The following is a 13236-nucleotide window of genomic DNA, read 5'->3' as shown; positions in this document are numbered from 1 at the left end:
GCAGGGGCAGCATTGATTTCAGGGGTGTGCGCCCGGTAGGTTCGGTTCCAGTCCGACCCCGGAACGTGACCGATCCAATCGACGAGCAGCCGCCGCCCTCCGTGGTGCCGTCCAGCGCAGGGAGCATGAGTGAGCCTGAAGCCATTGACGGATGACGAACGAACCCGGGCGCGTGAGAAGGCGACGGCTGCGCGGGCGGTGCGGGCGGACATCAAGTCCCGGCTGAAGACCGGTAAGCTCTCTGTTGCGGACGTGATCGAGAACCGCGACGGCGACGACGCCGTGGGCCGCCTGAAGGTCCTCGACCTCCTCAAGGCACTGCCCGGCGTCGGAGACGTCCGGGCGGTCGCGATCATGGCGGAGGTCGGCATCGCGGGCACGCGGCGCGTCCGCGGCCTCGGCATCCACCAGCGCAAGGCCCTGGTCTCTCACCTCGAACAACATCACACCGGCCCGGCCGGTAAGTAAGGAACCCCAGTGTCACAACCCCGGTTGACAGTCCTCGCCGGTCCGACGGCGGTCGGCAAGGGAACGGTCTCCACGTACATCCGTGACAACTATCCCGAGGTGTGGCTGTCCGTCTCGGCCACCACGCGCCCGCCCCGCCCCGGCGAGGTGGACGGTGTGCACTACTTCTTCCTCTCGTCCGAGGAGTTCGACCAGCTCGTCGACGAGGGCCAGCTCCTGGAGTGGGCCGTGGTCCACGGCCGCAACCGCTACGGGACCCTCAGGAGGACCGTGCAGGCCGCCATGGACGAGGGGCGACGGGTGCTCCTGGAGATCGACCTGCAGGGTGCGCGGCAGGTCAAGGAGAGCATGCCGGACGCCACTTTCGTGTTCCTCGCCCCGCCCAGCTGGGAGGAGATGGTGCGCCGACTGGTCGGCCGCGGCACGGAAACACCCGAGGAACAGCAGCAGCGGCTGGAAACGGCTAAACTGGAACTTGCTGCCGAGCCGGAATTCAACCACACCGTCGTCAACGACACCGTGGAGCATGCGGCAGACGAGCTCGTATCACTGATGGGACTGCTTCCGCTGCAGCGCTGACAACGCCCTGCACCCGCCGTCCCGCCTAATATTTGGAGATTCTGTGTCAACTCAGCCCGAAGGCATCATCAACCCGCCGATCGATTCTCTGCTGGAGGCCTCGGACTCGAAGTACGCCCTCGTGATCTACGGTGCCAAGCGCGCCCGCCAGATCAACGCGTACTACTCGCAGCTCCACGAGGGCCTGTTCGAGTACGTCGGCCCCCTCGTCGACACCAAGCTGAACGAGAAGCCGCTGTCCATCGCGCTGCGCGAGATCAACGAGGGCATGCTCGTGTCCTCGCCCATGGAACAGTCCGAGTAACCGCCGAGCGGTGCGCATAGTACTGGGTGTCGGAGGAGGGATCGCAGCCTACAAGGCTGCATCCCTCCTCCGTCTTTTCACGGAGTCCGGCCACGACGTCACGGTCATCCCCACGGATGCTGCGACCCGCTTCGTGGGGACGGCCACCTGGGAGGCGCTGTCCGGCCACCCCGTCAGCAACAGCGTCTGGGACGACGTCGACAAGGTGAACCACGTGCGCCTGGGCCACGAGGCGGACCTGATCGTCGTCGCGCCCGCCACCGCGGACGTCCTGGCGCGTGCCGCCGCGGGGCTCGCGAACGATCTCCTGACCGGGACCCTCCTGATGGCGCACGGCCCGGTCGTGATGGCCCCGGCGATGCACACCGAGATGTGGCAGCACGCCGCGACCCGCGCCAACGTCGAGACCCTCCGCTCACGCGGCGTGACGGTCATCGAGCCGGCGTCCGGGAGGCTGACCGGCTCCGACTCGGGACCGGGCCGGCTCCCCGAGCCCGCCGACATCTTCGCGGCGGCCATCGCGGCCACGGGTGCCGCGGGATCCGGAGCCCTCGCGGGCAAACGGGTGACCATCACGGCCGGCGGCACGCGCGAGGCGCTGGACCCCGTGCGGTTCCTCGGCAACAGGTCCTCGGGCAAGCAGGGGATGGCCCTCGCCGAGGCGGCGCTGGCGCAGGGGGCCCACGTGACCATGGTCCTCGCCCATGCCGAGGTGGCTCCGCCGTCGGGCTGCGACGTCGTCCGGGTCGAGTCCGCGCTGGAGCTCCGCGACGCCGTCCTCGGCCTCCTGCCGACCACCGACGTCCTGGTGATGGCCGCCGCGGTGGCCGATTTCCGACCGGCAGAGGTCATGGCCACGAAGATCAAGAAGACCGACGACGGCGCCGATCCCGTCATCACGCTCGTCCGGAACCCCGATGTCCTCCGTGAGGCGGTGATCGCCCGCTCGTCGCTGGCGGAGCCCCTCGTCATCGCCGGATTCGCGGCGGAGACCGGGGACGCAGCAGCGGACCCGATCACCCACGCCCGGGCGAAGCTCGCCCGGAAGGGCTGCGACTTCCTCGTCCTCAATGTCGTCGGCTCCGGCCTCGTCTTCGGCCAGGACGCCAACGAGGTCACCATCCTGGACGCGGACGGCACCGAATCGGGTCCGGTACGCGGGTCCAAGCGGACGGTCGCGGACGCCGTGATCGACCACGCCGCCCGCCTGCTCGTCCGCTGACGCCGTCGTCCGTCCCGTCCGCCCGTACGCCGGGAACTGCCTCCTCGTGCTCCCGTCACGTGGCTCGCCGCCCGGGCAGGATCGTCCCTCCGACCAAGTAGAGTGAGCACGTGAATTCACCCAGCACCGATTCCCCCCTGCGCCTGTTCACCTCGGAATCGGTCACCGAGGGCCATCCGGACAAGATCTGCGACCAGATCAGTGACGCCATCCTCGACGGCCTGCTGACGCAGGATCCCGATTCCCGGGTGGCCGTCGAGACGCTCGTCACGACCGGCCTCGTGCACGTCGCGGGCGAGGTCACCACCGAGGCGTACGTGGAGATCCCCGAGATCGTCCGGAAGACCATCCTGGGAATCGGCTACGACTCCTCCGCCAACGGGTTCGACGGCGCACGCTGCGGTGTCTCCGTGTCCATCGGCCAGCAGAGTGCGGAGATCGCGTCCGGCGTCTTCACCTCCCTCGAGACCCGCGAGGGCACCGGGGTCGACCCCTACGACGCGCAGGGAGCCGGCGACCAGGGGATCATGTTCGGCTATGCCAGCGACGAGACGGCCGTCCTGATGCCGACGCCCATCTGGCTCTCGCACCGACTCTCCGAACGCCTCACGCACGTGCGCAAGGACGGGACGCTCCCGTACCTCCGTCCGGACGGCAAGACGCAGGTCACCATCGGGTACGACGGCGATCGCCCCGTCTCCATCGACTCCGTCGTCATCTCCTCGCAGCACTCGGCCGAGGTCTCCCTCGACGAGCTGCGCGCCGATCTCGCCGAACACGTGATCGGGCCCGTGCTCGCCGAATCGGAGCTCGACACCTCCTCGGTCCGGCACATCCTGAATCCCGGCGGGGCCTTCGTCATCGGCGGTCCCGTGGGGGACGCAGGCCTGACGGGCCGGAAGATCATCGTCGACACCTACGGCGGGATGGCCCGCCACGGTGGTGGCGCCTTCAGCGGCAAGGATCCCTCGAAGGTGGACCGTTCGGCCGCCTACGCCATGCGCTGGGTCGCGAAGAACGTCGTCGCCGCCGGGCTCGCGCGCCGCGCGGAGATCCAGATCGCCTACGCGATCGGCATGGCCCAGCCCGTCGGCATCTACGTCGAGACCTTCGGCACCGAGACCGTCGATCCCCAGGCCATCGGTGACGCCATCCGGGAGATCTTCGACCTCCGGCCCCTCGGCATCATCAGCGCGCTCGACCTGAAGCGTCCCATCTACCAGCGCACCGCGGCCCACGGGCACTTCGGACGCGAGGACGAGGACTTCACCTGGGAGCGCACCGATCGCGTGGAGAAGTTGCGGAGCTACTTCAACGCCTGACGCGGAGGGACGGGACGGGCCGCCGAGGCGGACGGCCGACACCATGACCGACAACGAGAGCCGCACCGCCGGGCCGTCCCGGCGCGACGGTGAGAGCGGGGGACAACTCTCCCTCCTGCACGGCTTCGGGGCCGCGAACCTGCCGACGGCGGATCCCGAACGGGCCGCCACCCTGCCGATCGCGCGCGTGGTGCTCGACGCGCAGCTGCCCCACCTCGACCGGTACTTCGACTACGCGGTGCCGGCGGCGATGGACGTCGACGCCCAGCCGGGCGTCAGGGTGAAGGTGCGCTTCGCCGGGCGCGAGCACGCCGGTTTCCTTGCCGAACGCGTCGCTCGGTCCAGCACGACCGCGACCCTGCTGCCGCTCGGGAAGGTCGTCTCCCCGCTGCAGGTCCTGACCCCCGACGTCCTGGCTCTCGCAACGTCGGTCGCCGCACGCTCCGTGGGCACGGTGAACGACGTCCTGCGGTCCGCGATCCCGCCGCGCATGGCGCGCGTCGAGGCGGAGTTCCTGCCGGCCGCAGGATCGGGGACGGGGCACGCACCGGCGTCGTCCTCCGGCGTCGCCCCCGCATCGGACAGCCCGGGCAGCGTCAGCAGCTCCGGCGCCTTCGGGCGGTACGCCAACGGCGTGGCCTTCCTCCAGCACCTCGAGGCCGGCGAGGCGCCCCGTGCCGTCCTCAGCAGCCTCGGCGGGTTCGGGCCGCGAGCCTGGACGGAGGAACTGACCGATGCGGTCGCGGCGACGGTCGCCTCGGGGCGGGGAGCCCTCGTCGTCGTGCCCGACCAGCGGGACCTCGCCCGTGTCGAGGCCTCGCTCGCGGCGAGGCTCGGGGCCGGGACCGTCGCACGGCTCACGGGTGAGGACGGAGCGACGCCGCGCTACCGGAACTTCCTGCGTCTGCTCCACGGGTCCGCCCGTGTCGCCGTCGGGACACGCTCGGCGGCCTACGCCCCCGTGGCGGACCTCGGCCTCGTCTGCCTGTGGGACGACGGCGACGACCAGCACGTCGAGCAACGCGCGCCCTACCAGCACGTCCGGGACGTCCTCCTGCTCCGTGCGGAGCAGGAGGGTGCGGGCATGCTGCTGTCGTCCTTCGCCCGCTCCACCGAGGCGCAGCGCCTCGTCGACACAGGCTGGGCGCGTGCCATCCAGGCGGACCGGACGGAGGTACGGCGGGCGACCCCGCGCGTGGTGCACGCCGCGGATGCCTTCCAGATGGAGCGGGACCCGCATGCGGCGCAGGCCCGCATCCCGCATGCTGCGTGGGCCGCTGCGCAGGCCGGACTCACCCGCGGGCCGGTGCTCCTGCAGGTGGCCCGGACGGGGTTCTCGCCGGCGCTGGCGTGTGATCGCTGCCGGCACCCCGCTCGGTGTTCCTCCTGCTCCGGGCCGCTCGCGCAGGGCAGCCGCAACGCCCCGCTGTCCTGCCGCTGGTGCGGCCGGCCCGACAACCACTGGGTCTGCGCCGAGTGCGGCGGCACGCGCGTCCGGGCGACCGTGACGGGCGCCACGAGGACCGCCGAGGAACTGGGCCGGGCCTTCCCCGGCGTCCCGGTGATCTCCTCGGCGGGCGATCACATCATCGACACCGTCCGGGATTCTCCCGCCGTCGTCGTCGCGACACCGGGTGCCGAGCCGGTGGCCGCGGGCGGGTACGCGGCGGTCATCCTGCTCGACGGCAACGCCCTGCTCAGCAGGGAGTCGCTGCGTGCGGGCGAGGACGCGCTGAGACGCTGGTTCTCCGCGGCGGCGCTCGCGCGGCCGTCGTCGGCCGGAGGCACCGTGGTGATCACGGGCGACGACGACGTCGCCGTGGGTCACCTGGTCCGCTGGGATCCCGCGGGCGCCGCGTCACGCGAACTGGCCGAGCGCCGCGAGCTGGGCCTCCCGCCCGCGGTGCGCTACGCCGTGCTGACCGGCACCCGCGAGGCCCTCACCCACTTCCTCGAGGATCTGGAGCTCGAGGGAGCCGCCCGCGTGGTGGGGCCGGCCCCCATCCCGCCCGACATCCGCCGAGAGGCCGTCCTCGCCGCGCGTGCCGCCGGAGCGCTGCGCGGTGCGGGCAAGGGTGCGCCCTCGACGGAGGTGCTGGCCGGGCAGGGGAGCCACCGTGTGCTGCTGTTCTTCCCCTACCGGGCTGCGGCCGGGATCACCCGGCAGCTGCGTGCCCGCCGCGCGGCGCTCTCCGCCAAGCGGACGGGTGATCCCGTGCACGTCCGGCTCGACGCGCTGGACGTGCTCTGAGCGCGTCCTGCCGCGCGCGGTCATCGGCCTCCGAGACCGGCTCCGGGTGCGCCCGAGGTGTCAGGTCCGATCGGGGACACCGCCCGTCACGGCGAGCGCACCGTCCACCCCTCGGAGTCGACCCCGACGATGACCGGCGGTGCGCCGCTGATGCCGTGGGCGCGGAGAGCCGCCACCAGGGCGGGCGCCGGGGCCGCAAGGACGAGGGTCTCGCCCCGGAACCGATCGGCGGCGTCGTCGACGAGGGCACAGACATCCGCCTGCGCCGGGGCGTCGACGGTCTCGGCGATCTTGAGTCGGCCGAGCCAGGCCGGTAGCGGGGCGCCGATCCCGAGCAGGACGACGACGGCAGCGCACTGCAGGTCCGTCATGCGCGCGCCCTGCGTCGGCCTCGGCGCGACGCGGTCATCGCGATGGGCCTCGTCCGGCCCGCGTCCGCGAACCCGGTCTCCGCCGTCCGTGCTCCTCGATGGCGCGGCGGCAGGCGTCGCGCAGCTGACCGGCGGACGCCGACCACGAGTACATGGCGGCCCGCTCGAGGCCCAGGCGTGAGGCCTCCGACCAGCGGCCGGGATGATCGAGCTGACGGACCGCGTCCGCCACGGCCTGCGGATCAGCCGGGTCGACGAACAAGGCCGCGTTCCCGCCCACCTCCCTGAAGATCGGGATGTCGCTGGCGATCACGGGCGTGCCGGTCGCCATCGCCTCGATGATCGGCAGGCCGTACCCCTCGGCCCGGGACAGGGTGACCAGCGCAGTGGCGTCGTCCAGCAGGTCCTCGTACTCGGTGTCCGTGACCCCGCCGTGGAAGACGACACTGCCTGCCGGCGCCCGCAGTGCTTCCAGTTCGGCCTGCCGTTCCGGGGTGATGCGGCTCAGGAGGTGGAGCACATGTCCGGGGAGCCCGGACATCGAGCTGACGAGCGTCTCGACATTCTTATACGGCATGAACGAGCCCATGTAGAGCATCGACGGTGAGCGGGGAGCCTCGGGATCGCGGCGTCGTCCGGTCGGCTGCGGGGCGTTGCCGACGAGCATGACGGGCCGCCGAGTGAGGCGGTGCGCGGCGATGAGCCCGGCGGTGGTGCGGGAGATCGTGGCGACGACGTCGGCACGGTCCAGCAGCAGCCGCTGGGGCCAGTACGCGCGGTGGTAGAGCCGCCACAGGAGGCGCACCGGTAGTGGCAGGAAGGAGGGGGGCGTCGGGTTCTCGTAGTAGATGAGGTCGTGCAGGGTGAGCACCAGCGGATAGCGGCGCCCCCAGGAGCCCATGGTCTGCATGGGGCAGACGACGACGTCGGGTCGCAGGGCGTTGATGCGCCGCGCCACGAACAGCTCGGCGGGGGAGAGCGGGCTGCTGATCCGCACGTGCGGTACGTCCGGGAGGAGGGCGAGCTGCCGTGGGTCGCTGATCAGCATGACGACATCGTCCGTCCGAGCGAGGGCCTCGATGAGGCTCGCCCCGTACCGGCTGATGCCGTCGTGGTGGTCGGTCCGCGTGAAGCGGGCGTCGAACAATATCCTCATGCGGGCAGGGCCTCCAGGAAGGTCTCGATGAGCTGCGCCGCCTCGCGCGGCTTCTCGTAGTGGACGAGGTGTCCGACGTCGGGGATGACCCGGAGGGTCGCGGCAGGGAAGAGCGCGGCGAGATCCCGCTGGCTCGCGACCGACCCGATGTCGTCCTGCTCGGCGGCGATGAGCAGCACCGGAACGTCGATGTCCTGTGCGCGGTCGCGCACCGTGCCGGAGATCGACGCCTGGAAGGCCTCAAGGACCACGCGCCGGCTGGCGAAGGAGCTGAACCAGGCGTCGTGCTGCCCGTGGATCCAGCGGCGCAGCGTCCGGTCCTTCGTCTTCGCCATGAAGGCGCTCATGCCGCGCACGATCACCGGGCTGGCGAGCAGTGCGCGTCCCGCGGCTTCGGGCAGCCGGTCGGCAGCCACGTAATAGCCCTCCGCGACCCGCGACGCCGCGCGGCTGGGTCCCTCGAGGGCAGGGGTACTGATCGGATTGACCAGCACCAGGACCGCAGCGAGGTCCGGGTCCGAGGCCACCGCCTCGGCCGCGACGATGGACCCGAAGGAGTGACCGAGGAGTATGCGCGGTCCGGGACCGACGAGTCGCGCGACATGGGCGGTGAAGCGGGCGTAGGTGCCGACGTCGTGCGTGGACGTCAGTTCCTGGCCCTGCCCGAACCCGGGCAGGTCCGGCAGGACGACCCGGTGGCCCGGCAGCTCCTCGACGAGCCGCAGCAGGCCGTGGTGGTCACCCCGGAAACCGTGCACCATGACGATCGGCAGTGCGGCAGGGGTGGCCGGTCCGGCCGGTCCCGCCGGTTCCGGGGACCCGACGGCAGGGAAGTCCCAGATGCGTTGCAGCGTGCCTTCCCAGCCTATGGTGCGGACGACGGCGTCGCGCATCAGCCCACCCGGTCCGGGTGTGACCCGAAGCGCCGGCCACGCTCCAGCCCGTCGAGGGCGGCCATCCGGGCGTCGTCGAGCTCGAAGCCGAAGATGTCGAGGTTCGAGGCGATGCGTTCCCTCGAACTGGCCTTCGGGATCGTCAGGATGTCCTGCTGGTGGTGCCAGCGGAGGATCACCTGGGCAGGGGTACGGCCGAGTTCGGCCGCGATGCGGACGATCACGGCGTCGTCGAGCACGTTGCCGCGCCCCAGGGGGCTCCACGCCTGGGTGGCGATGCCGTGCTCGGCGTGGAAGGCGCGCAGCTCCCGCTGCTGCAGGTAGGGGTGCAGCTCCACCTGGTTGAGGACCGGGATCACGTCGGTCTCGTTGATCAGCCGTTCGAGGTGGGTCCGCTGGAAATTGGAGACGCCGATCGAGCGCACCCGGCCGTCGCCCTGGAGCCGCTCGAGGGCGCGCCAGGTCTCCACGTACAGGTCCTTGGAGGGGCAGGGCCAGTGGATGAGGTAGAGGTCCAGCCGGTCGAGTCCGAGGAGGTCCATGCTCGTGTCGAAGGCCCGGAGCGTCGCATCGAAGCCGTGGTCGTCGTTCCACACCTTCGAGGTGATGAAGAGTTCGTCCCGGTCACCCGATCCGAGGTACTCACGGACCGCCGATCCCACGCCGGACTCGTTGCCGTACAGCGACGCGGTGTCGAGGAGTCGGTAGCCGGCGTCGAGCGCCGTGGAGCAGAGGCGCGCTGTGTCCTCGGGCGACACCTTGTACACGCCGTACCCCACCCGGTCGATCATTCGTCCGTCGGCGAGTGCGGCACGGGGCGCGGGAGAGCTCATGCGTGCACTCTATCGAGGACGGGGCGCACCCGGCTGCCCCGGGCCGTCAGGAGTGCACGAGCCGCCGGGCCGAGCCCTCGTCGAGGATGAGGTCCGTGGCGAGCCCCGCCGCCAGGGCGCCGCGGAGTCCGTTGATCTTCGACTCCCCGGACACCACGCAGATCCGGCGTCGGACCGTGCGCAGCTGGTCGAGCTCGGGGCCCGTGCTGCGCGTGTTGAGCACGATGTCACGATGCGTGCCGTCGGCGCGGAAGAACATCGTGGCCACATCACCGACGACCTCGTCCGTCTCCAGCGTCTCGAGGTCCTCGCGGTCCAGGTAGCCGCCGCTGTACACGTGGCTGGGGATCCCCGCCCCGATCGATCCCACGCCGAAGATCGCCATGGTCATGCGCCGCTGCAGGTCGAGGATGCGGCGGACGCTGCGTTCCTCCCACATGGCGGTCTTCGTGGCGGCATGGTCGAAGAAGGCGGGGACGGGGAACTGCTCCACCCGCGCTCCGTAGGCCTGGCCGAAGCGCCGCAGGATCTCGCTGGCGTAGGTGATGCCCGTGGTCTGGGTGTTGCCCGCCCCGTTGAGCTGCACGATCGTGCTGTCGTGGGTCTGCTTCCGGGTCAGATGGTGACTCACCGCGCTGAGGGTGGATCCCCAGGCGACGCCGACGATGGCGTTCGAATCCACGAGGGGGCCGATCGTCCGGGCGGCCTGGATGGCGACGCGGTCGAGCACCTCTGAGTCGTTCACACTGTCGGCCACCGGGACGACGTGCGCCTCCACGCCGAAACGACGGCTGATCTGCTGCTCCAGCGCAGGAGCCCGGTCGGACGGGTTGTTGACCTGGATCTGCACCAGTCCCGTCTCCCGTGCCATCGAGAGCAGGCGGGAGACGGTGGAGCGGGAGGTACGCAGCTCCCGCGCGATGGCGTTCATGGTGAGGTCCTGCAGGTAGTACATCTGGGCTGCCCTCAGGGCATCCCGCGAGCGGTTGCCCGGTGCCCGGTCGGGGTCGCCGATACCGTCCGACGAGCCGTCCTCGATGGTCATCATCCCGTCAGTCTGACGCGCTGTGCACGTTTGTGCAATGCGGTTGACTGTTATTCCCACTGCTCGAAGAATTGATAGCGCAGTAAACATTCCCGACATTGAAGTTACGGAGTAGTCCCTTGAGCATTCCAGCCGACCGCACCCCCGGTGAAGGCATGACATCTTCGACGCGCACCGTGGTGCAGGAGCTCAGGGACAACCCCCGGGCGTCCGTGCTCATCATCGGTGGCGGCATCAACGGGGTCGGAACCTTCCGCGACCTCGCACTGCAGGGCATCGACGTCGCTCTCGTTGAACGGGGCGACTACTGCCAGGGCGCATCGGGCGCGTCCTCCCACATGATCCACGGCGGCATCCGCTATCTCGAGAACGGCGAGTTCCGCCTCGTGCGCGAATCGGTCATCGAGCGGAACGCGCTGATGAAGATCGCCCCCCACTACGTCAAGCCGCTGCAGACCACCATCCCGATCTACACCACGTTCTCGGGCATCCTCTCCGCCCCCCTGCGTTTCCTGACGCACAAGCAGGGCAAGCAGGTCGAGCGTGGCGCGGTCCTCATCAAGGCCGGCCTGACCATGTACGACTTCTTCTCGCGCGACGGCGGCAACGTGCCGCGTCACTCCTTCGTCGGTCGCAAGAAGGCGCTCGCCGCCATGCCCGAACTCCGCAAGGACATCAAGTACGCGGCCACCTACTTCGATGCCTCCGTGCACAACCCGGAGCGCCTGACCCTCGACGTCCTGCGCGACGGACAGATCGCCAACCCCGCCGCGCGGGCCGCGAACTACGTCAGTGCCGTCGGCACGACCGACGACGGCGTGCTCCTGCGCGATGAGCTCACCGGCGAGACCTTCGGCTTCCAGGCCGACGTCGTCGTGAATGCGACCGGCGCATGGACCGACGGCACCAATGCGGCCCTCGGCACCGAGACCCTGTTCATGGGTGGCACCAAGGGCTCGCACATCGTCCTCGACCACCCCCAGCTGCTCGAGGCCTGCAATGGCACCGAGATCTTCTTCGAGCACGTCGACGGCCGGATCGTCCTCATCTACCCCATGGGCGACCGCGTGCTCGTCGGCACCACGGACATCGACGTCGACGTCGAGGAGCAGGCCGTCTGCACGGACGAGGAGATCGACTACTTCTTCGAACTGATCGGCCATGTCTTCCCGGACATCGCGGTCTCGAAGGACCACATCGTGTACAGCTTCTCGGGCGTGCGGCCGCTGCCGCGCCACGACGACACCCAGCCGGGCTTCGTGTCCCGCGACTACCGCATCGAGAAGCGCCAGGAGAAGGTGGGCGACCGCCAGGTCACCACCCTGAGCCTCGTCGGCGGCAAGTGGACCACCTTCCGCGCCCTCTCCGAACACCTCGCCGACGACACACTCGCCGCTCTCGGGGCCGCTCGAAAGACCTCCACGGCGGGAGTCGCCATCGGTGGTGGCCAGGACTTCCCGACGGACGACGACGCCGAGCGCCTGTGGATCCGGAATGCCGTCCGGCCCGGCTTCGACGAGGCCCGCGTGGACGTTCTGCTCACCCGGTACGGAACACGCGCAAAAGACGTCATCGAATACCTCGCCGAAGGTCCCGACAGGATGTTTAATTCCACGAAGGAGCTGAGTACGCGTGAGCTCGCCTACATGGTGGAGCACGAGCAGATCGGCCACCTGATCGACGTCCTGATCCGCCGTACATCGCTCGCCTTCCGGGGACTCGTCTCCGAGGAACTGCTCTCAGAACTCGCCGGGACCCTGGCCCCCCTGCTGGGGTGGGATGCTGCACGGTCAGCATCGGAGATCGAGCTCGCCGAGAACGTCCTCGCCGCGGCCCACAGGGTCGAGGTCAAAAGCCTGATCGCCTAGCGGCTCCCGCCGTCACGTGATCGAACCGCTGTCACTCGCAGCGGTGCTATGCCAACGGCAGTGGTTGCCGGGGGGAACCAAACGGGTGCCGTCGAGGCGGCGGCACCCGCCAATAAATGAATAGATAGAGGAGTCAAAGATGTCTCTGGAAGTATTTGTTGCCGAAACCTTCGGCACGATGCTGCTGTTGTTGCTCGGTACGGGTGTCGTCGCGAACGTGGCGCTGGCCAAGACCAAGGGTAATAACGGCGGCTTTCTCATGGTCAACTTCGGCTGGGGCCTCGCGGTCTTCGCCGGTGTCTATGTCAGCGCCCTGTCGGGAGCACACCTCAACTTCGCGGTGACGATGGGCCTGCTGTTCAACGGCGACGCGGCCGAGTACGCGCCCGGCGTGGACAAGACCTTCGCCACCACCCTGGCCTACCTCGCCGCCCAGATGATCGGTTCGATCCTCGGCGCGGTGCTCTGCTGGCTCGCCTACAAGCAGCACTTCGACGACGAGCCGGACCCCGCCAACAAGCTCGGCGTCTTCGCCACCGGCCCGGCCATCCGCAACTACGGCTGGAACCTGGTCACCGAGATCATCGCCACCTTCGTGCTGGTCCTGGTCATCCTCTCCTTCGGCAACACGCCGTCGGGACTGGGCCCGCTGGCCGTCGCCCTCCTCGTGGTCGGCATCGGCGCTTCGCTCGGTGGCCCCACCGGATACGCCATCAACCCGAACCGTGACCTCGGGCCCCGTATCGCGCACGCCTTCCTGCCGATCAAGGGCAAGGGCGGCAGCGACTGGGGCTACGCCTGGGTGCCCATCGTCGGCCCGATCATCGGCGGCGCACTCGCGGGTATCGTCATCCAGTTCATCTCGTTCCCCGTCCCTGCCGCCTAGGCCCCGACGCCAGCACCGCAGTCGTCACCGACCGCCAC

The 13236-nt window shown here is 69.9% G+C and carries 13 protein-coding genes; 8 read left to right on the top strand and 5 right to left on the bottom strand.

What is annotated here, in order from left to right; genetic code table 11:
• Positions 1-129: 129 nt before the first annotated feature.
• The 6 genes from mihF (at position 130) to ASF21_RS11715 (ending at position 6146) form a co-directional block, all read left to right on the top strand.
• Positions 130-468 carry an integration host factor, actinobacterial type gene (gene mihF / locus ASF21_RS11740; RefSeq protein ID WP_055771299.1) on the top strand — a complete coding sequence of 113 codons (339 nt, stop codon included), beginning with the start codon at positions 130-132 and terminating at the stop codon, positions 466-468.
• A gap of 9 nt (positions 469-477) precedes the next feature.
• Positions 478-1047 (top strand): guanylate kinase, encoded by a 570-nt coding sequence (gene gmk / locus ASF21_RS11735; protein WP_055771296.1) that lies wholly within the window; start codon positions 478-480, stop codon positions 1045-1047.
• Positions 1048-1090: 43 nt separating this feature from the next.
• Positions 1091-1351, top strand: coding sequence for a DNA-directed RNA polymerase subunit omega (gene rpoZ / locus ASF21_RS11730; RefSeq protein WP_055771293.1), 261 nt, complete (start codon positions 1091-1093; stop codon positions 1349-1351).
• Positions 1352-1361: 10 nt separating this feature from the next.
• On the top strand, positions 1362-2573 hold the full coding sequence (gene coaBC, locus ASF21_RS11725) for a bifunctional phosphopantothenoylcysteine decarboxylase/phosphopantothenate--cysteine ligase CoaBC (protein WP_055771290.1): 1212 nt from the start codon (positions 1362-1364) through the stop codon (positions 2571-2573).
• Positions 2574-2683: 110 nt separating this feature from the next.
• On the top strand, positions 2684-3895 hold the full coding sequence (metK, locus tag ASF21_RS11720) for a methionine adenosyltransferase (RefSeq protein ID WP_055771287.1): 1212 nt from the start codon (positions 2684-2686) through the stop codon (positions 3893-3895).
• 43 nt (positions 3896-3938) lie between these two features.
• Positions 3939-6146 carry a primosomal protein N' gene (locus ASF21_RS11715; protein ID WP_055771284.1) on the top strand — a complete coding sequence of 736 codons (2208 nt, stop codon included), beginning with the start codon at positions 3939-3941 and terminating at the stop codon, positions 6144-6146.
• Between the two features lie 86 nt (positions 6147-6232).
• On the opposite strand, the gene ASF21_RS11710 is transcribed toward ASF21_RS11715, so the two are convergent.
• From ASF21_RS11710 to ASF21_RS11690, 5 genes are read right to left on the bottom strand one after another with little or no spacing between them, the layout of a single operon-like run.
• Positions 6233-6517, bottom strand: a complete 285-nt coding sequence (locus tag ASF21_RS11710) for a hypothetical protein (protein ID WP_055771281.1) — start codon at positions 6515-6517, stop codon at positions 6233-6235.
• Between the two features lie 34 nt (positions 6518-6551).
• Positions 6552-7673: a glycosyltransferase family 4 protein gene (locus tag ASF21_RS11705; protein ID WP_055771278.1), complete on the bottom strand. Its 1122-nt coding sequence runs from the start codon at positions 7671-7673 to the stop codon at positions 6552-6554.
• A complete protein-coding gene (locus tag ASF21_RS11700; RefSeq protein WP_055771273.1) occupies positions 7670-8566 on the bottom strand; it encodes an alpha/beta fold hydrolase in 897 nt (298 codons plus the stop codon). Before ASF21_RS11700 ends, ASF21_RS11705 begins: the two co-directional genes overlap by 4 nt.
• Positions 8566-9399 (bottom strand): aldo/keto reductase, encoded by an 834-nt coding sequence (locus ASF21_RS11695; RefSeq protein WP_055771270.1) that lies wholly within the window; start codon positions 9397-9399, stop codon positions 8566-8568. Before ASF21_RS11695 ends, ASF21_RS11700 begins: the two co-directional genes overlap by 1 nt.
• 46 nt (positions 9400-9445) lie before the next feature.
• Entirely contained in the window at positions 9446-10444 is a 999-nt protein-coding gene (locus ASF21_RS11690) for a sugar-binding transcriptional regulator (protein ID WP_055771592.1), read from the bottom strand.
• Positions 10445-10599: 155 nt separating this feature from the next.
• Between ASF21_RS11690 and ASF21_RS11685 the strand changes: the two genes are divergently transcribed.
• Together ASF21_RS11685 and ASF21_RS11680 are read left to right on the top strand one after the other, a co-directional pair.
• Entirely contained in the window at positions 10600-12312 is a 1713-nt protein-coding gene (locus tag ASF21_RS11685) for a glycerol-3-phosphate dehydrogenase/oxidase (protein ID WP_055771267.1), read from the top strand.
• 139 nt (positions 12313-12451) lie between these two features.
• The gene (locus ASF21_RS11680) at positions 12452-13198 is read left to right on the top strand and encodes an MIP/aquaporin family protein (protein WP_055771264.1); all 747 of its coding nucleotides are present in this window, start codon (positions 12452-12454) and stop codon (positions 13196-13198) included.
• Positions 13199-13236: the final 38 nt, after the last annotated feature.

Origin of the sequence: Arthrobacter sp. Leaf234, from assembly GCF_001422665.1 — a bacterium.
Taxonomy (GTDB): domain Bacteria; phylum Actinomycetota; class Actinomycetes; order Actinomycetales; family Micrococcaceae; genus Arthrobacter_D.
This window is presented reverse-complemented; position numbering and strand designations above follow the sequence as displayed.